The 18,512-nt window shown below is 70.8% G+C and carries 17 protein-coding genes; 6 read left to right on the top strand and 11 right to left on the bottom strand.

What is annotated here, in order from left to right:
- Nucleotides 1-170: 170 nt before the first annotated feature.
- Complete coding sequence (locus tag FY549_RS10995) at nt 171-2,054, top strand: chorismate-binding protein (RefSeq protein WP_149085047.1); 1,884 nt, start codon at nt 171-173, stop codon at nt 2,052-2,054.
- 14 nt (nt 2,055-2,068) lie between these two features.
- Here FY549_RS10995 and FY549_RS10990 read toward each other — a convergent pair whose 3' ends face one another.
- A complete protein-coding gene (locus FY549_RS10990) occupies nt 2,069-3,382 on the bottom strand; it encodes a M50 family metallopeptidase (RefSeq protein ID WP_149085046.1) in 1,314 nt (437 codons plus the stop codon).
- A gap of 66 nt (nt 3,383-3,448) precedes the next feature.
- On the opposite strand from FY549_RS10990, the gene FY549_RS10985 reads away from it, so the two are divergent.
- The 3 genes from FY549_RS10985 (at nt 3,449) to FY549_RS10975 (ending at nt 6,504) form a co-directional block, all read left to right on the top strand.
- Entirely contained in the window at nt 3,449-4,030 is a 582-nt protein-coding gene (locus FY549_RS10985; RefSeq protein ID WP_149085045.1) for a hypothetical protein, read from the top strand.
- A gap of 94 nt (nt 4,031-4,124) precedes the next feature.
- Nucleotides 4,125-4,802 carry a YcnI family protein gene (locus tag FY549_RS10980; protein WP_149085044.1) on the top strand — a complete coding sequence of 226 codons (678 nt, stop codon included), beginning with the start codon at nt 4,125-4,127 and terminating at the stop codon, nt 4,800-4,802.
- 67 nt (nt 4,803-4,869) lie between these two features.
- Nucleotides 4,870-6,504 (top strand): Mur ligase family protein, encoded by a 1,635-nt coding sequence (locus FY549_RS10975; RefSeq protein ID WP_187614857.1) that lies wholly within the window; start codon nt 4,870-4,872, stop codon nt 6,502-6,504.
- Nucleotides 6,505-6,519: 15 nt separating this feature from the next.
- Here FY549_RS10975 and dxr read toward each other — a convergent pair whose 3' ends face one another.
- Entirely contained in the window at nt 6,520-7,602 is a 1,083-nt protein-coding gene (gene dxr / locus FY549_RS10970) for a 1-deoxy-D-xylulose-5-phosphate reductoisomerase (protein WP_149085042.1), read from the bottom strand.
- 35 nt (nt 7,603-7,637) lie between these two features.
- A complete protein-coding gene (locus FY549_RS10965) occupies nt 7,638-8,471 on the bottom strand; it encodes an FKBP-type peptidyl-prolyl cis-trans isomerase (protein ID WP_259614015.1) in 834 nt (277 codons plus the stop codon).
- A 253-nt stretch (nt 8,472-8,724) separates the two neighbouring features.
- On the opposite strand from FY549_RS10965, the gene FY549_RS10960 reads away from it, so the two are divergent.
- A complete protein-coding gene (locus tag FY549_RS10960; protein WP_149085040.1) occupies nt 8,725-9,504 on the top strand; it encodes a lysophospholipid acyltransferase family protein in 780 nt (259 codons plus the stop codon).
- 10 nt (nt 9,505-9,514) lie between these two features.
- Here the strand turns inward: FY549_RS10960 and FY549_RS10955 are convergent, their stop codons facing one another.
- Complete coding sequence (locus FY549_RS10955) at nt 9,515-10,009, bottom strand: OsmC family protein (RefSeq protein WP_149085039.1); 495 nt, start codon at nt 10,007-10,009, stop codon at nt 9,515-9,517.
- Nucleotides 10,010-10,092: 83 nt separating this feature from the next.
- On the opposite strand from FY549_RS10955, the gene FY549_RS10950 reads away from it, so the two are divergent.
- Entirely contained in the window at nt 10,093-11,088 is a 996-nt protein-coding gene (locus FY549_RS10950) for an asparaginase (protein ID WP_149085038.1), read from the top strand.
- A gap of 40 nt (nt 11,089-11,128) precedes the next feature.
- Here the strand turns inward: FY549_RS10950 and FY549_RS10945 are convergent, their stop codons facing one another.
- The 7 genes from FY549_RS10945 to atpD all read right to left on the bottom strand — a co-directional run bounded on the left by FY549_RS10945 (nt 11,129) and on the right by atpD (nt 18,508).
- On the bottom strand, nt 11,129-11,566 hold the full coding sequence (locus tag FY549_RS10945; RefSeq protein WP_149085037.1) for a hypothetical protein: 438 nt from the start codon (nt 11,564-11,566) through the stop codon (nt 11,129-11,131).
- A 7-nt stretch (nt 11,567-11,573) separates the two neighbouring features.
- Nucleotides 11,574-13,901, bottom strand: a complete 2,328-nt coding sequence (locus tag FY549_RS10940; RefSeq protein ID WP_149085036.1) for an FtsK/SpoIIIE domain-containing protein — start codon at nt 13,899-13,901, stop codon at nt 11,574-11,576.
- A gap of 57 nt (nt 13,902-13,958) precedes the next feature.
- The gene (locus tag FY549_RS10935; protein ID WP_149085035.1) at nt 13,959-14,756 is read right to left on the bottom strand and encodes a PP2C family protein-serine/threonine phosphatase; all 798 of its coding nucleotides are present in this window, start codon (nt 14,754-14,756) and stop codon (nt 13,959-13,961) included.
- A 236-nt stretch (nt 14,757-14,992) separates the two neighbouring features.
- A complete protein-coding gene (locus FY549_RS16535) occupies nt 14,993-15,829 on the bottom strand; it encodes a large exoprotein (RefSeq protein WP_187614856.1) in 837 nt (278 codons plus the stop codon).
- Between the two features lie 138 nt (nt 15,830-15,967).
- Nucleotides 15,968-16,714, bottom strand: a complete 747-nt coding sequence (locus FY549_RS10930) for a YaaA family protein (RefSeq protein WP_149085034.1) — start codon at nt 16,712-16,714, stop codon at nt 15,968-15,970.
- Nucleotides 16,715-16,790: 76 nt separating this feature from the next.
- Nucleotides 16,791-17,051, bottom strand: coding sequence for a F0F1 ATP synthase subunit epsilon (locus tag FY549_RS10925; protein WP_025103153.1), 261 nt, complete (start codon nt 17,049-17,051; stop codon nt 16,791-16,793).
- A 2-nt stretch (nt 17,052-17,053) separates the two neighbouring features.
- Entirely contained in the window at nt 17,054-18,508 is a 1,455-nt protein-coding gene (gene atpD, locus FY549_RS10920) for a F0F1 ATP synthase subunit beta (protein ID WP_025103152.1), read from the bottom strand.
- Nucleotides 18,509-18,512 lie beyond the last annotated feature (4 nt).

Below are 18,512 nucleotides of genomic sequence, written 5' to 3'. Positions count from 1 at the left end.
CGTCACGCCCCGGGCGGGCTGCGCGCGGTGTGGTAGTTTCGCCCCATGATCGCGCACATCACCTGGTGGCCCGCCTCCTAGGCGGTGTGTTCGCGTTCCCTCGAATCCAGACCGCCTCCGGGGCGGTCTTTTCGTTGCGCCGTGCCGGAGCCCTCGCACAGGAGACATCGATGACCCTCTCTCGCCTCGACGAGCTCAGCGCCGATCCGCAGGCGTCCTTCGTGCTGATCGCCCGGGACGGCGCATCCACCGTGGAGCTGCTCACCGGCGACGTCACGGACGTCGAACTGCTGGCGGACATCCCGCTGACCGACGCGGGGGCACCGCGGGAGGTCTTCGCACTCGTCCCCTACCGGCAGGTGCGCGAACGCGGGTTCGTCGCGCAGGACGACGGTGCTCCGTTGCGCTGCATCGTCGTCGACGAGCACCTGCACCTGCCGACCGCGGCTGTGCTCGATGCCCTCCCGGCCGCTCCCGTTCCGTTGAGCGATGAGGGATTCGACATCGCCGACGAGGACTACGCCGCGATCGTCGAGACCGTGATCGCGGACGAGATCGGCCGCGGGGAAGGTGCGAACTTCGTCATCCGTCGCGACTTCACGGCGACCGTCGACGCCGATGAACGGCACGCGGCGCTCTCATGGTTCCGGGCGCTCCTCGCCCACGAGCGCGGCGCCTACTGGACCTTCGCCGTCTTCACCCCCGGGCACATCGCCGTCGGCGCCAGCCCCGAGGCCCACGTGGTGGCGCGGGGTGGCGTGGTCACGATGAATCCCATCTCCGGGACCTTCCGGCACCCCGCCGGCGGCGCGACGAAGGAGACCCTCATCGACTTCCTCGCCTCGGCGAAGGAGACCGAGGAGTTGTTCATGGTCGTGGACGAGGAGCTCAAGATGATGAGCGCCGTCTGCGCCGACGGAGGACGGATCACGGGCCCGCACCTCAAGGAGATGTCGCGGCTGACCCACACCGAGTACATGCTGCGGGGCCGCAGCGGCCTGGACCCGCGGGACATCCTCCGCGAGACGATGTTCGCCCCGACCGTGACGGGTTCCCCCATGCAGAACGCCTGCGCGGTGATCCGGCGGCACGAGAGCAAGCCGCGAGGCTACTACTCGGGCGTCGCGGCGCTCTTCACGCCGAACGCGGAGGGCGGGCACGACCTGGACGCCCCGATCCTCATCCGCACGGTGTACCTGCAGGACGGCCGGCTGAACGTCCCCGTCGGCGCCACGCTCGTCCGGCACTCCGACCCGCACGGCGAGGTCTCCGAGACGCACGGCAAGGCGGCCGGCGTGCTCGGGGCCATCGGCGCGATCGACCGGGACCGCGTGGCCGAGGCCCGGAGCGACGCCGATGCCCCCGGCGAGCCGCGGCGACTCGCAGACGACCCCGATGTCGCCGCTCTGCTCTCCTCGCGCAACGCCCGCCTCGCGGAGTTCTGGCTGAACCCGCAGGGCGAGGACTTCACGGGGCCGTTCTCCGGCCGCACCGCTCTCGTCGTCGATGCCGAGGACCGCTTCACGACGATGCTCGCGCACCAACTGCGGCACCTCGGGCTCGACGTGACCATCGCGGCCTGGGACCAGGTGGACGACGACGACGTGCGCGGCGCAGACCTCGTCGTGGCGGGGCCCGGCCCCGGCGATCCGCGCGACGATCAGAGCGCGCGCATCACGCGGCTGCGCGAGGTCGTGGCAGCCCGGATGGGGGCGCACTCCCCGCTTCTCGCGGTCTGCCTGAGCCATCAGATCCTGGCGGACCGGCTGGGGATCGCGCTCACGCCGCTGGATGCTCCGCATCAGGGAATGCAGAAGGCGGTGCCGATCTTCGGCGAGGACGCGTCGATCGGGTTCTACAACACCTTCACCGCACGCGTCGCCCCCGGAACCCTGTCTGTCGGCGCCGCCGAGGTCTCCGCAGACCCGGCGACCGGAGACGTGTACGCCCTCCGGGGCGACGGCTTCGCGTCGGTCCAGGGGCACCTCGAGTCGATCCTGTCGAGGGATGGCATCCGCACGCTCGAGCGGCTGGTCGGACACGCCCTGCGCTGAGCGCGCTCGCCCCGTCAGCCGAGCAGCTTCACCGGGTTGAACAGGTCGGCCACGAGCAGCAGCGCCCCCATCGCGATGAGCAGCGTCGCGACGACGACGGTCAACGGCACGAGCTTCGTGGCGTCGACCGGAGCCGGGGGCGGCCGGCGGAAGAGCTTCGCCCACGCGCGCTTGATGCCCTCCCACAGAGCGACCACGATGTGCCCACCGTCGAGGGGCAGCAGCGGGATGAGGTTGAACACGAAGAGCGCGACGTTGAGCGAGCCGAGCAGACCGAGCAGCACCGCGAACCGGTTGAGCACCGGAGCGTCCGTCGCGGCGACCTCGCCGGCCAACCGCCCCACCCCGACGACGCTCAGGGGGCCGTTCGGATCGCGTTCCCCGCCCGTCACGAGCGAGACTCCGACGTCCCACAGCCGGACGGGCAGCGTGACGATGAGCGAGCTCACGCGGGCGACCGTGTCCGCTGCCAGCTGCGGGCCGGCGGTCAGGGGCTGCTGCACGAAACCCATTTGCGCGATCATCCCCGCGTAGCCGACCTCCTTCACGACGGGCTCCCCGTCGTCATCGAGCACCGGCTGTCCGCTCGCGTCCGTGATCGTGCGTTCGGCCGCGATGGGGGTGAGCGTCAACGTCTGTTCCGTGCCGTCCCGGCGGACGACCAGGTCGAGCTCTCGACCGGGCGAGGCCTGCACGATCGCGGTCGCGTCCGCGAAGGTCGACACGGGTTTCCCGTCGATCGAGACCAGGACATCTCCGGGCTGCACGTCGGCTGCCGCTGCGGGGGACTCCGGGTCGTCCGCCCCGCACTCCGTCGCCGACGACGATGCGGGGACGACGCACTCGTTGACCGCGGCCACCGTCGTCGTCCCCTGCTGCACACCGATCCCGCTGACGAGCACGGTGAAGATGACCACCGCCAGGACGAGGTTCATGAGCGGGCCACCCAGCATGACGACCACGCGCTTCCACACCGGCAGCTTGTAGAAGACCCGGTCCTCGGCACCCTCGGTGATCGTCTCGTCGTTCGCCGAGCGCGCATCCTGGATGAGCGTGCGGAACGCCCCGGACGCGGGACCGCTCTCCTGGGACGACGGGTACATCCCCGACATCGAGATGAAGCCACCCAGCGGCAGAAGCTTGAAGCCGTACTCCGTCTCCCCGATCCGCTTCGACCAGAGCCGAGGGCCGAAGCCGATCATGTACTGGCCGACACGCACGCCGAAGAGCTTCGCGGGGACGAGGTGACCGACCTCGTGCAGACCGATCGAGACCCCGAGGCCGATCAGCATGAACACGATGCCGCCCAGATAGAGCAGGAATTCCACGTGCCAACGGTACTGCCCGTCGCCTAGGAATCCGCCCGGCTCGCCCCGCATGGCTAGGCTGGCGGAGTGAACTCCCGGCAGCTGCGCTTCCTCCGCGCCGCCGCCGTGTCGACGACGGCCACGCTCCTCGCCGCCGTCTCGCACACCCTCGGTGGCGGCGCCGCCCCGCACCCGCTGCTCATCGCGGCGATCGCGGTTCTCTTCGTCCCGCTCTCCGCCGGGGTCGTCGGCGTGCGGTCCTCCCGGATCCGGGTCGCGGGTGGGGTGTTCATGGCGCAGGCCGCGTTCCATGTGATCTTCCAGCTCCTGGGCGCGCCGACCGCGGGCAACGCGGTCGCCCTCGCCCACGTGCACCACCTCGACCTGCGCGCGCTCGGGCCGCTCTCCCCGACACCGGCCCTGGACGGTCTCATGGCGTCTGCGCATGTCCTCGCCGCCGTGCTGACGACCCTGTTGCTCTGGCACGGCGAGAGCATGCTGGGCACGATCGCCCGGTGGTTCCACGCCGCACTGCGCCGTATCGCCACAGCGGCCACTGCGCTCCCCGCGCCGCCGCGCCCCCTCCGCTCGGCCCTCCTCCCTCCGCTCGATGCCGCCGCGGCCGCGGTGACCTCGCGGCGCGGACCTCCGGTGCTCGCCGGCGGCTGAGCCGCCTCACCCACTCTCGTCGTCCTCGGAGGACGGCCCCACCCTTTCCGGGCGCGCTGTTCCGGCGTGCCCGCGTACGAGCAGCTGGAGACCCATGTCGAACCCCAACAACCGCCCCCGCCGTTCCCGTCGTGCGCTCCTCGGAGTCAGCGGCATCGTCGGCGGACTCGCCCTCGCCCTCGCCGTGCCCGCGATGGCGGGCGCCCACGTCACCGTCAGCCCCGACGAGCTCGCCGCCGGAGATCACGGCGTTCTCACCTTCTCGTTCGCCCACGGCTGCGGCACCTCGCCGACCACCGCCCTGCGCGTCGCCGTTCCCGACGGCCTGGCCTCGGTCGCCCCCACCCTCGACGGCGACTGGAGCATCCAGGTGGAGCGCGGCGACGACGGTCTCGTGAGCTCCGTCACCTACACGGCCCTCACCCCGGTGCCCACCGATCTCCGCGGCGCCGTGAGCATGTCGGTCGGCCTGGCCGAGGACACGCCCGAGACCCTGGCGTTCCCGGTGGTGCAGCAGTGCGTGGAGGGCGCGACCGAGTGGACGCAGGTCGCCGAGAAGGGCGAGGATCCGCACGATCTCGACGCTCCGGCGCCCGTCGTGACCGTCACGGAAGCCGGGACGGGCGGTGAGGGCACGAACGCCGCACCCCAGCCCACGGCAGCGGATGCGGGCGACGACGGCGCGCTGGGCATCGCTCTGGGGGCAGGCGGTCTTCTCGCCGGCATCGCGGCCCTCGTGGTCGCCGTGCTCGCGTTCCGGCGTCGAGCCTGATCCCCGGCCCGCCGCGCTCGACCTCGGCGCGGCGGGCCGCCCGGGTGCGCACCGCCGTCGTGAGAACATGGAGACGACATGTCGATGGAACAACAGCCGACCCTGCCCCCCCGTGCTCCGCCCCGCGAACCCGCCCCGGCGCGAGCTGTCCGAACTCGCATCCCGTTTCGCGCGCTCCGTGCGCGGTGACGCGGAGGGGATCGTGCTCAGTGGCATCACCCTTGCCACGGCCGACCTCCGCCCCGGCGAGGCGTTCGTCGCGATCCGCGGCGTCAACCGCCATGGCGCGGACTTCGCCACGACCGCCGCGGAGAAGGGTGCCGTCGCTGTCATCACCGACGAGGACGGAGCCGACATCGCCGCGGATGCGGGCCTCCCCATCCTCGTCGTGGACGACCCGCGCGGAGTGCTCGGTGCGCTGAGCGCCTGGGTGTACGGCACGGGTGCCGAGGACCCGCTGCCGCTTCTCTTCGCCACCACCGGTACGAACGGCAAGACGAGCGTCTCCCACCTGCTGGAGGGCATCCTCGAGCAGATGGGCGTCGTCACGGGCCTCTCCTCGACCGCCGAGCGGCATATCGCGGGCGAGGTCATCGTCTCGCGGCTGACCACGCCCGAGGCCTCCGAGATGCACGCCCTCCTGGCGCTGATGCGGGAACGGGAGGTCGAGGCCGTCGCGGTCGAGGTCAGTGCACAGGCTCTGTCCCGACACCGCGTCGACGGCATCCGCTTCGACGTCGCCGGCTTCACCAACCTGAGCCACGACCACCTCGACGACTACGCCGACATGGAGGAGTACTTCGAGGCGAAGCTGCCGCTCTTCCGACCGGATCGCGCCGTCCGCGGCGTCGTCTGCCTCGACTCCTCCTCCGGCGCCCTCGTCGTGGAACGCTCCGAGATCCCTGTCGTGACCGTCGGCACCCCCTCGATCGCGGCCGACGCCGACATGGCCGCGCGCGCCGACTGGGTGGTCGTCATCGACGACGAGCGGGCCACCGGGACGACCTTCACGATGACCGGACCGGCCGGAACCCTCACCACGACGGTCCCCGTCATCGGCCCCCACATGGCGGCGAACGCGGCACTCGCGATCGTGATGCTGCTCGAAGGCGGCTATGCGTGGGAGCGCATCTCCGAGGCACTCCACCGCGACGGAGGGATCCGCGCGTACCTCCCCGGCCGCACCCAGCTCGTGTCGGGTGACCGCGGACCTGCCGTCTTCGTCGACTTCGGCCACTCCCCCGACGCGTTCGAGAAGACCCTGGCCGCCGTGCGCCGGGTTACCCCGGGCAAGGTGCTCATGCTCTTCGGCGCCGACGGCGACCGTGACGCCAGCAAGCGCTACGACATGGCGCGCACGGCCGTGGAGGGAAGCGACATCCTCGTCGTGACCGATCACCATCCGCGCTTCGAGGACCCCGCGTCGATCCGGTCGACCCTCGTGGAGGGCGCCCGTCGCGCGCGACCGGACGCCGAGATCCACGAGTACTCGCCTCCGGAGGCCGCGATCGTCGCGGCCGTCGGCCTTGTCGGCGACGGCGATGCGATTCTCTGGGCCGGCCCCGGCCACCAGGACTACCGCGACATCCGTGGCGTCCGTACCCCGTATTCGGCCCGCGAGCTCTCCCGCCGTGCGCTGAAGGCCGCGGGGTGGCCCGTGCCGGAGCCGCGCTGGCCCGTGCCGTACCCGGACGAGGACTGAGGTCGCGGGCGGCGGTCAGGCGACGGCGATGAGCTGATCGGCCTTCCGCCGCGCCCAGTCCTCCGCCTCGGCCAGCGACTGCACCGTCAGGGTGTCCGGCGCGTCGTGCGCGTCCACCACACGCGCGACCGTGTCGACGATCCCGAGGAAGGACAGTCGCCCTTCGTGGAAGGCGTCGACGGCCTGCTCGTTGGCGGCGTTGTAGACGGCGGGGAACGTCGCTCCGGCGCGGCCGACGGCCTTCGCCAGCGCCACCGCCGGGAAGGCGTCGTCATCGAGGGGCTCGAAAGTCCACGCCGTCGCGGAGGTCCAATCCAGCGGACGGCCCACGCCACCGACACGGTGTGGCCAGTCCAGTCCGAGCGCGATCGGCAGGCGCATGTCCGGAGGCGAGGCCTGCGCGATGGTGGAACCGTCGATGAACTCCACCATCGAGTGGACGATCGACTGCGGGTGCACGACGACGTCGATGTCGTCGTAGGGCACGTCGAACAGGAGGTGGGCCTCGATCACCTCGAGGCCCTTGTTCACCAGCGTGGCGGAGTTCGTGGTCACCGTGCGGCCCATGTTCCAGGTCGGGTGCGCGAGAGCCTCCTCCGGCGTCACCGTCGTGAGTTCGTCCCTACGGCGACCGCGGAACGGACCTCCGGAGGCGGTGACGACGAGGCGGCGGATCTCGTCATGCGTGCCCGAGCGCAGGGCCTGCGCGAGCGCCGAGTGCTCGGAGTCGACCGGGACGATCTGCCCCGGTGCCGCGGCCGCGAGCACGAGATCGCCGCCGACGATCAGGGACTCCTTGTTGGCCAGCGCCAGAGTCCGGCCTTCCTCCAACGCTGCCAGGGTCGCGCCAAGGCCGATGGAGCCGGTGATCGCGTTCAGCACCACATCAGCCTCGACATCGCGCACGAGCTGCTCCGCCTCCGCCGCACCGAGCGCCGTGTGCTCGACCTGGAACTGCGCAGCCTGCTCCTGGATCATCGCGACGTTCGACCCGGCGGCGAGCCCGACCAGCTCGAAGCGCCGCGGGTTGGCGCGGATCACGTCCAGCGCCTGGGTGCCGATGGAACCGGTGGAGCCGAGGACGATGACGCGACGCATGACGCCAGCCTAGGACACGCCTTGCGCGGGGCGGACTACTGCTGGGCCTGTACGGGGGTCGTCGCCAAGATGTCGACGACGAAGACGAGGCTCTCATCCTGCAGCTCGTGTCCCTCGCTCGCTCCGTAGCCATCGGACGGCGGCATCACCACGAGGACCTGAGAACCGACCTTCTGGCCCTCGAGCGCCTTCTGGAAGCCGGCGACGACACCGGTGGTCTGGAACTGGGCGGGCGCCGCATCGCGGCTCCAGCTCGAGTCGAACTCCTCGCCGTCGGACCACTTCACGCCGAGGTACTGGACGACGACGAGGTCGCCGGACGCCACCGTCGCGCCATCTCCCTGCTTGAGGACGGCGACCTTCGTCTCGGTCGGCGCATCCCCGTCCGGGATCGTGACGGTCGGCTTGCCGTCGTCGTCGAGCTCGACCTCGGGCATCCCGGCTGTCGGCTCGAGGTCCTCGCCCGTGGCGACCTCGGGAAGACGATCCACCGCCTCGGCATAGACCACGAGATTGCTCGCCCCCTCGCCGAGAGCGCTGGCGGGAAGAGCGAGGACCACCCGCGAGCCGATCGGCTCACACTCCAGCGCGGCGACGAACAGCGAGGACTGGTTCGGGTCGAGCAGAACGGGGAGCGATCCGTCCTCGCCTCGTGCCGACGAGTCGAGGACCGTGCCGCTGGCGGCGTCGACGATCTGGTACTGCACGGAGACGAGATCGTTCACCGTGAGGTTCTCCCCTTCGCCTTCGGAGATGACCGTGCGCTCGACGTTCGCGAACTCGGCGTCGGCGGGAACGGTCACCGTCGTGTCGGCGCCTTCGCCCTCGACGACGACCGCGTCGGAGGTGTCTCCGGCCTCGGCGTTCACGAGGCACTGGCTCGACGAGGACGGGTCTGGAGAGGACGAACTCTCCGGATTCCCGCTCCCGGAACAGCCCGCCAACAGCAGGGACGCCGCAGCGACGGTGGACAGGACGAGGAGCGGACGGGTGCGCACAGGAAGACCTCACGATCGCGGGCGGGAGCTTCCATCCTGCCCCATCGCCCTTTGCCCGCGCTGGGAAGCTGCGGCGCGAGTCTTCATTCCAACGTCGGCATGGACCCGGGAGTAACCTGCTCTGATGAGCTCTGAGCAGTCCGCGGACCCCGAAACCCCCTCAGAAGTCTCGCCGAAACCTCGTCATGCCGGATTCACCTACACGGTGGGCCGCGGCCTCATCACCCCCCTCGCCCGGCTCGTCTACCGGCCGCGGATCGAGGGTCGCGAGCACGTGCCGACCACCGGTCCCGTGATCTTCGCCAGCAACCACCTGTCGTTCATCGACTCCGTGGCCATCCCGGTCGCAGCGCCGCGGCCCGTGCACTTCCTCGCCAAGTCGAGCTACTTCGAGGGCACGGGTTTCAGCGGCTGGCTCTCCAAGACCTTCTTCGAGGCGATCGGCGCGATCCCGGTCCGCCGGGGCGCAGGGCAGGCGGCACTCGACGCCCTCGATCTGCAGCGCCAGCTCCTGGACGAAGGCCTGGCCGTCGCGCTCTACCCCGAGGGCACCCGCTCCACCGACGGGCGACTGTACAAGGGGCGGACCGGGGTGGCGTTCCTGGCGCTGCAGACCGGCGCCCCCGTGGTTCCCGTCGGCCTCATCGGGACGGACAAGGTCATGCCGGTCGGCGCGAAGATGCCGACGCTGTCGGAGCGGATCACCGTCCGGTTCGGCGAGCCGCTCGACCTGTCGCCGCACGGGCCGGCGACGAGCGGGCGCGCGCGACGCCTGGCAACCGACGAGATCATGGCCGCCATCCACGCCCTGTCCGGGCAGGAGCTCGCCGGGACCTACAACGAGGCGCCGGCCCAGAACACGATCGAGAAGATCAAGCAGGCCCTCCCGCACGAGCGCCGCTGACGCGGCCCGCTCAGGCGGCTGTCACGGTCGCTTCGTGCCGCACGGGGAAGTTGACCGAGTTGGCGATGAAACACCATTCGTTCGCCTGCGCGTGCGCACGCTCGGCTGCCTCAATCATCGAGGCCTCCGCCACCACCACCTCAGGGCGCAGCAGCACCTCGACGAAGGCACCGCCGCCCGCCCCGTTCTCTCGCATGACGCCGCTCGCGCTGTCGCGATACGAGACGACGACGACACCCGCTGTCACGCATGCGTGGAGGTAGGACAGCAGGTGGCACTCGGAGAGCGAAGCCAACAGCATGTCCTCCGGATTCCAGCGTGAGGCGTCGCCGCGGAAGGGCTTGTCGGACGACGCGAGCAGCTCCGGCTTGCCCGCCACCTCGATCGTGACGTCACGGCGATAGTCCCGATAGCCGCTGGTGCCGGAGCCGCTGTTACCGGTCCAGGTGGACGTGAGGGCGTAGCGGTGCTCGCCCAGGGGGCGTGGGGTCGTCTGCGCTGGCATGCCCTCAGTCTGCCAGGGGCCTCCGACGTCCGAGCACACCTCGACCCGACGAGGGGGTGGAGGACCGCCGGTAGAGTTGTCGGGTGCTGGAGACTCTCACCGTTCAGGATTCCGTGGAACTCGCCGTCGTGGAACGGAGCGGCTTCGTCGAGTCGCGTCACGCCGGTGCGGCCGTCGTACTCTCGCCCGAGGGCGAGGTGGTCGCGCGTCACGGGAACGTGGACGCGCTGGTCCTCCCGCGCTCCAGCCTGAAGCCGCTCCAGGCGGTCGCTTGCCTCACGGCCGGTGCCGTGCTCGAGGGCGAGCAGCTGGCCCTCTCCACGGCCAGCCACTCCGGCACGGACCGACACGCCGAGGTCGTCCGGGACATCCTCACCGCTGGTGGACTCAACGAGGACGATCTCGCCTGTCCCCCGGCCTGGCCCACGGATTCCGCGACGCGTGACGAGATGGTGCGCGAGCACGGCCAGGAGGCGCGGGTCCGGATGAACTGCTCGGGCAAGCACGCCGCGATGCTCCGAGCCTGCGTCGCGACGGGGTGGCCGACCGACGGCTACCTCGACCCCGCTCACCCCCTTCAGGCGCATATCCGCGAGGTCGTCGAACGGCTGACCGGCGAGAAGATGGCGCACACCGCGATCGACGGTTGCGGCGCCCCCGTGTATGCGCTCAGCCTCACGGGACTGGCGCGCGCCATCCACCGCATCGGCACCGCCTCGGAGCGTTCCCCCTTCGCGCTGCACCGCGTGGCGGGATCCCTGGTGAAGGCCGTGCGCGAGAACCCCTGGACGATCGACGGTCCCGGTCGCCCCGACACGATCGCGATCGAGCGTCTCGGCGTCTTCGCCAAGGGCGGCGCCGAGGGGGTCATGGTCATGGTCGCGCCGAACGGCACCACCGTCGCCCTCAAGATGCTGGACGGCGGAGCACGGGCGTCGACGATCGTGGCCGCCACCCTGCTGGCACGCGCCGGCGGCCTGACGGACGCGGATGTCGCAGCCCTCGCCGACGCCCTGCCCCTCACGGTACTCGGCGGCGGAGCGAGCGTCGGTGCGATCCGCCCGGGTGCGGGTCTCTGACCTCGCCTCGTCCGCGGCGCGCCGTCGACCGACGACACGATCATCGGCGCACGAGAGCCGGGAGGAGCACGCGCCGCGGCCCCGCGTCTCCGATGACGGACCAGGCCCGCCCTGCATCGGGGCGCGCGTAGGGCGGCAGCGTGCGCACTCCGACGAGCTGCCGCAGCTCCGCCGGTCGCTCCGCTCTGATCAGCACCTCGCCGTGGGACCGCACACGCTGCCAGTCAGCCCAGTGACGCTGCCACGTCTCGGCGTCCGCGACCACCACGAGCGGCTTCCCCGCCGCGATCGCGTCCGCTCCTGCGAGCACGACGTCCCACTCGGGGTGCGCCGCAGCGAGTGCCGCTGCGACGCGGGGAGCACCCGGGGTGACGAGCGCCGTCGTCTCCGAGACGGGCGACCATGCGTTGCCGATACCGGCGGGCGTGTCAGTGCCGGCGCGAGACTCACCGTCGAGCTCCACCCACGCGAACTGCACCTCGCGCTCACCAACGATGGCACGTCCGGCGGGGCGGTGTCGCCGGAAGTCCGCGACCTCGCCGCCCGCGGCGAGATGCTCCACCCGCGTCGGCATCCGCAGCAAAGCCCGGCGCGGCACCGCGTCGAGCACACGGGCCAAGGGCCCGGGTGGCCCTGCTTGCCGTCAGTATCCAGGAGACCGAGGCCGTCGACCGCACCAGCTTCTCCCAGCGCAGCACGAACTCCTGCGCGTACTCGAGGGGCAGCTCGGCGTGGATGCCGTCGAGGTCGTCGGCGAGGACCAGATCAGGGAGCGTGACACCGCCGTCCAGCCACGCGGCGAGCTGATCCATCGCCGCCTCGGGATCCCCGGGGAACCACACGGCCGCGGGGTGCTGCGCGGCGATCACCCGTAGCACCGTCGTCCGGCCCGTGCCCGGTGCGCCGAGGACGACGAGGCCGCGCTCGCGCCGTGGTCGCAGGAGTTCCAGGGGCTGCGTCTGATTCGCCGGGTCGTCGGCGCGCCCGAGCACGAGGAGTGACCGGGACGTCCGCCCTCGTTGCTCGTCCTCGAGGGCGGCGAGCAGCTCCGCGAGCGGCAGCCGCGTCGGGAGTGCGGGATGCCACGGCGGCACGGGCGAAGGCGATCCCGTCCCGTGCGCCGCGATCCGCCTCAGGAAGGCGTCGTCGGTGAGCGCGACGCGCAGCGGGAGCGGCGCATCGTCCTGGGGGCGTCGAAGCAGCGCTCGCCCTCGGCCGTCGACGCCGCCAGGCAGCTCCGCCGCTTCTGCCGTGCCGAGCATCGCTCGACTGTCGGCTGCCTCGGCCACTCGGAGGCTGATGCGCAGCGGACAGTTGGTCGCGAGGGCGTCCCGGATCACTCCGGCGGCGCGTTGCGTGCCGAGGATGAGGTGCATCCCCAGCGCGCGTCCGCGGGCCGCGACGTCGGTGAACACCGCGGCCAGCTCCGCATGGTCCTGCAGCAGAGCCGCGAACTCGTCCACGACGATGACGAGACGCGCCAGGTCGATCTCGCGGACGTCACGGGCTCCGGCCGCGGCGAGGACGCCCTCACGGCGTCTCATCTCCGCGGCCAGACTGGCGACGCCCCGGCGCGCCTCCGTCTCGTCGAGGTCGGTGATCACGCCGACGACGTGCGGGAGGGCCCGGAGACGGTCGAACGCCGTTCCGCCCTTGAAGTCCGCCAGGAGGAAGGTCACACGTTCCGGGCCGTGCGACGCGCAGAGGGCCGCGACCCACGTGACGAGGAGCTCGCTCTTGCCCGCGCCGGTCATGCCCGTCACGATGGCATGCGGGCCGTCCTCGACGATGTCGACCGCCACGGGGCCCTCGCCCGTTCCGCGACCGAGAGCGACGGCCAGCCCCGCGCCGGCGGGCGGCTGGGGAACGCTCTCGATGCTCAGGCCGGCCGCAGCCGGATCGTCCTCGTCCTCCGGTGCGCCGCACAGCTCCGCGACCGCCGCGGCCTGCCCGGCGGACAGACACTCGACGGCGATGTCCTCGACGCCCTCCGCCGTCCGCAGTGTCGCTACGTCAGGTTCCTGTATGTCGATCACCGTCGTGATGCCCTCGGGGACGTCGCCGCCCGGCGGGATCGTCCAGATCACGGCGTCCGCGGCGCGCGCTCGGGACGCCCCCGTGGAGACGGCGAGTCGGAATCCGCGCCCCCGAAGCCGTCCGGCGTGCGGCAGCATCGCGAGTCCTGTGATGACCGGGTCCTCCACGACAACGGACAGGTGGGCCGGAGAGTATCGGAGGCAGAGCTGCAGGACGAGCGCCCGTGCCGCGGCCTCGACGAGCGGACGGGCGCCCCGCAGACACACTCCTCGCCCCAGCGGGACGACGGCCGGGGCATCCTCGAGGACGGCGCAGCGCTGGCGGAAGGCCTGCGCGCGCTCGTCGTCGCCGCCCGCGCAACGAACGGCACTCGGACGGCGGCCGCGGCCCACGACCAATGCCGTCTCCCGTCCGGGCGGTTGTGCGTCGCGTAACGGTCTCTCACGCACGCACGCCGCTGCGCCGGGATGACGCCGCTCCGCGTGAGCCCGCTCCACCTCGTGCCGACGCTGGAGTTCGGTCTCCGCTTCGGCCCACGCGAGACGCAGACGCGCACCCTCCGCCTTCCGCTCCCGGCGGCGGGAGCGGGCGCCGTCGATCAGGGAGGCGCCGATCATCAATGGTCCCAGTGCGGCGAACCAGAGGGCGTGCACCGCGCCCGTCGTGAGCCACAGGGCCACACCGACGCCCACCGGGACGACCGCGGCGACGAGGGGAAGCGAACGACGACGGGACGGGGCCGCCGCCGAGGGCAGCGAGATGGGCGTGGGATCCATGCTGCCAGTGCATCGCACCTGCGCCTGCGGACTCGAACGATCCCCAGGAGGGGGAGGCTATTCGGCGGTGTCGCCGCGTGTGGAGGACGAGTCCTCCGGCTCGCTGACCTGCACGACGATCACCGTGACGTTGTCGCGTCCTCCGTTGTCGAGGGCTGCGGCGAGCATCGCGTCGACACTCGCCCCGGGGTCGGCGTGCTCCCGAAGGAAGTGCTGGATCCCGTAATCCGTGAGCTCCTTGGTGAGGCCGTCGGAGCAGATGACGAAGCGATCGCCGGGGCGTACGTCGATGGTCACGTAGTCGGGAGCCGTCAGCTCGCTCGCGCCCACAGCCCGGGTGATCACGTTGCTGTACGGATGCCCTTCCGCCTCTTCCGGGCTCAGCTTCCCGGCCGCGATGAGCTCCTGCACGACCGAGTGATCGGTCGTGACCTGAAGGAGGCGGTCATCCCGCAGCAGATACACGCGCGAGTCGCCGATGTTCAGCGCCACCCAGTGGGGTTCGTCGCCGTGCGCGTCAAGATAGACGCCGGTGAGTGTGGTGCCGGTGCCTTCGTCCGTCGTGTCCGGATGTTCCGCGATGTCGTCGACGGCGAGGGCGAGCGCCTTCTCGATCGCGGTCGGGCTGACGTCGTCCGCGGCGACGACGGCGCGCAGGCGGGCCACGGTGCTCTGACTGGCGATCTCCCCACCCGCATGGCCGCCCATGCCGTCCGCGACGATGAACAACGGGTACTCGGCGAGCAGGGCGTCCTGGTTCGTCTCGCGACGCCTCCCCTGATCGGTGACCCCGGCCCAGGACAGCAGCAACGGGCGGTGCGCAACCGTGACGGTGTGCGTCTTGGTCTCAGCCACGAACTGCCTCCGATGGACCTGCAGCGGATGGGGCGGGCGCAGGATACTCACACATCGTAGTGGAACTCGCTCCCCCGAGTCGCGCTGGAAGCACCGTCGCCGCGGCGCGGGACGACGAGAACAGAAAGGGCGGCCCCACGCTGCGACAAGTCCATGCTCTCCACGTTAGCGGGAGGATGGGCTGCGCGCGTGCCACCGACGCGAAGAACCCCCGGTCCGAGGACCGGGGGTTCGCCTCACGTCATCACGCAGGGGGCTGCGTGGGGTCGTTCGGCGTCGTCGGAGGCGCCGGAGGTGCCGCCGGAGGTGCCGCCGGAGGTGCCGGAGGCGTCGTCGGCGGAGCCGCGGGAGGTGCCGGAGGCGTCGTCGGCGGCGCCGCGGGCGGAGCCGGCGGTGTGGTCGGGGGGCACGGGAGGGATCGGCGCGCCCGTCGCCGGGGCTGCCGGGGCCGCGGGCGGCGCGTAGCCGGGAGCGGTCGGCGGCGTGTACGCCTGCGTCGGAGGCGCGTAGCCCTGCTGCGGCGCGCCATAACCCTGCGGAGCGCCGTACCCCTGCTGCGGAGCGGCGGCGGACGGCTGGACGGGGACGCCGTCCCAGACCGTGCGATCCCCGAGGAAGCCGTTCCCCGCCCAGGGCGCCGGCTGGATGTTCGGGTTCCAACGAGACTTGTCGAAAGCGTTGATGCCGAGCCAGACGATGGCCAGGAACACGTACAGGACGACCCAGACGGCGTCCTTCTGGAGCTTCAGCCCCACGCGCCACGCGGCGATGACCGAGAGCACCGCCAGGGCGATCGAGAACACGAAGCCGATCCCGATCCAGCTCAGCAGAGCGGCACCGGCGATGCCGTACAGCACGAGCCACGGGCTCAGGTCACCGAGCTTGAAGAAGATCATCGAGTTGTAGACGGGCACCCAGGCACGCCAGCCACCCTGCACTCCGGCCTTCTGGAAGATCTTCATATAGAAGAGCGACGTCAGGACGTAGCCTGCGACCGCGATCAACAGGATGACGAAGAAGTAGGCGAAGAGCAGGCCGAGATAACCTGCCCCGTAGTAGTCGTCGTAACCCATGAGGCTCACATTCTCTGGTCAGGGGAGACGACTCTCGTCCCCCACCACGAGACTCCCCGCCTCGCATTGCACATGGTAGCGGTGCCCCCAGGGGCGGGCAACGACCGCCCCTGGTGATTCGTCACGTCCGCCCCGGCGTCACTCCTCGACGACCAGCTCGACCTCGCCGGTCCAGGGCGCTTCGCGAAGGAGGAGATCGTGGGCGTGGGCCCACCTGTGCAGCGCACGGAGCGATCCGATCCGGGGACGATCTTCGGCCAGCGCGCGGACGAGAAGGCCCTTGGACCTCTTGTTGAAGTGATTGAGAGCCCTCCCCTGGGCCGTCACGACCCTCACGTACACGGACGGCACCTCCGCCGGAACCGGGCCGAGGGCCACGTACGCCTCGCTGCGCAGATCCAGGACGAAGGCGGGCGCGTCCGCCGCGATCGCCACAGACGTGGGAGCGGACCAGTGCCGGCGGAGCGGAGCCACTCCGGGCAGCGCGGTACCCGCCGCGAGCCGGTACGTCGGGATGGGGTCCAGGGCGGCGACCGGGCCGAAGGGAGCGCTGTGAATCCACACGTGCGCGTCGAGCCAGCGACGCGAGGCCGACGAGAGGGACGCCGCATCGAGCGCGTCGAACAGCACCCCCGTGTAGCGGTCCACCGCGGGCATGGTGGGCGACGACCGGAGCGCGCGGTTGTGGCCGACGTCGCCACGCTGGCGCTCGCTGAGCTTGAGCACACGCCGCGCGGCCTCCTCATCGCCGGAGAGAGCGACGAGGGCGTCGACCACCGCAGACCGCTGGGGCGCAAGGTCAGCGAGCGCCAGCGCAGAGAGGTCCAGCGGGCCTCCGTCACCGCCTTCGCGTTTCGTCTCGGACGGCGGGAGCAGGATCTTCATGGCACCTCGGGGAAAAGCGACGCGTCCGCCTCGACACCCGGGCAGGGTGTCGAGGCGGACGCGATGTACAGGACTGTCAGGAGATGAGTGCCGCGTTGCCGGCCACGATCGTCAGGACGTCGCCCTCCATGGAGAGGAAGCCGTCCTGCGCGTTCGCCAGCACCTTGGCGCCATCCGTCTGGGTGATCCGGACCTGGCCCTCGGCGAGGATGGCCAGCACCGGCTCGTGACCGGACATGAAGCCGATCTCGCCCTCGACGGTCTTGGCGACCACGAGGCTCGCCTCTCCCGTCCAGACCTCCGCGTCGGCGGAGACGAGGCTGACGTGCAGCGCCATGGTCAGGCGTTCTCCTTCTGGATCTGCGCCCAGCGCTCCTCCACGTCGGAGATGCCACCGACGTTGAAGAAGGCCTGCTCGGCGACGTGGTCGAAGTCACCGCGGGTGATCGCATCGAACGACTCGATGGTCTCCTTCAGCGGCACGGTCGAGCCCTCGACACCCGTGAACTTCTTCGCCATGTAGGTGTTCTGCGAGAGGAACTGCTGGATGCGGCGTGCACGAGACACGACGATCTTGTCTTCCTCGGAGAGCTCGTCGACACCGAGGATGGCGATGATCTCCTGCAGCTCCTTGTTCTTCTGCAGGATCTGCTTGACCGTGGTGGCCACGCGGTAGTGGTCCTCGCCCAGGTAGCGGGGGTCCATGATGCGCGACGTCGAGGTCAGCGGGTCGATGGCCGGGTACAGACCCTTCGACGCGATCTCACGCGAGAGCTCGGTCGTCGCGTCGAGGTGCGCGAAGGTCGTGGCCGGGGCCGGGTCGGTGTAGTCGTCGGCCGGCACGTAGATCGCCTGCAGGGAGGTGATCGAGTGACCGCGGGTCGAGGTGATGCGCTCCTGCAGGAGACCCATCTCATCGGCGAGGTTCGGCTGGTACCCCACAGCGGAGGGCATGCGCCCGAGCAGCGTGGACACCTCGGAACCGGCCTGCGTGAAGCGGAAGATGTTGTCGATGAAGAGCAGCACGTCCTGCTTCTGCACGTCACGGAAGTACTCCGCCATCGTCAGAGCCGACAGGGCGACGCGCAGACGCGTCCCCGGCGGCTCGTCCATCTGGCCGAAGACGAGGGCGGTCTTGTCGAAGACGCCCGCCTCCTCCATCTCGTGGATGAGGTCGTTGCCCTCACGGGTGCGCTCACCGACACCGGCGAACACCGACACACCACCGTGGTCCTGGGCGACGCGCTGGATCATCTCCTGGATGAGGACGGTCTTGCCGACGCCGGCACCACCGAACAGACCGATCTTTCCACCCTGCACGTACGGGGTGAGGAGGTCGATCGACTTGATGCCCGTCTCGAACATCGTCGTCTTCGACTCGAGCTGGTCGAAGTTGGGAGCCTTGCGGTGGATGGGCCAGCGCTCCGTGACCTCGATGGTCTCACCGGGCTCGCCGTTGAGGACCTCGCCGATCACGTTGAAGACCTTGCCCTTGGTGATGTCACCGACGGGGACCGAGATGGCCTCACCGGTGTCGCGCACCTCCTGACCGCGGACGATGCCGTCGGTCGGCTTCAGGGCGATGGCGCGGACCAGGTCGTCGCCGAGGTGCTGCGCGACCTCGAGCGTGATCTCCGTGGACTCCTCGCCGATCGTGATCGTCGTCTTCAGCGCGTTGTAGATGTCGGGGATCGAGTCGTGCGGGAACTCGATGTCGACAACCGGACCGTTGACGCGGGCGACGCGCCCGACGACCGCGGTCGCCGGCTGCTCAGCCGTAGCGGTGGTGGTCATTTCT

Origin of the sequence: Microbacterium sp. 1S1, assembly GCF_008271365.1 — a bacterium.
Taxonomy (GTDB): domain Bacteria; phylum Actinomycetota; class Actinomycetes; order Actinomycetales; family Microbacteriaceae; genus Microbacterium.
The sequence above is the reverse complement of the archived record's forward strand: the minus strand, read 5'-3'. Positions and strand labels throughout refer to the sequence as shown.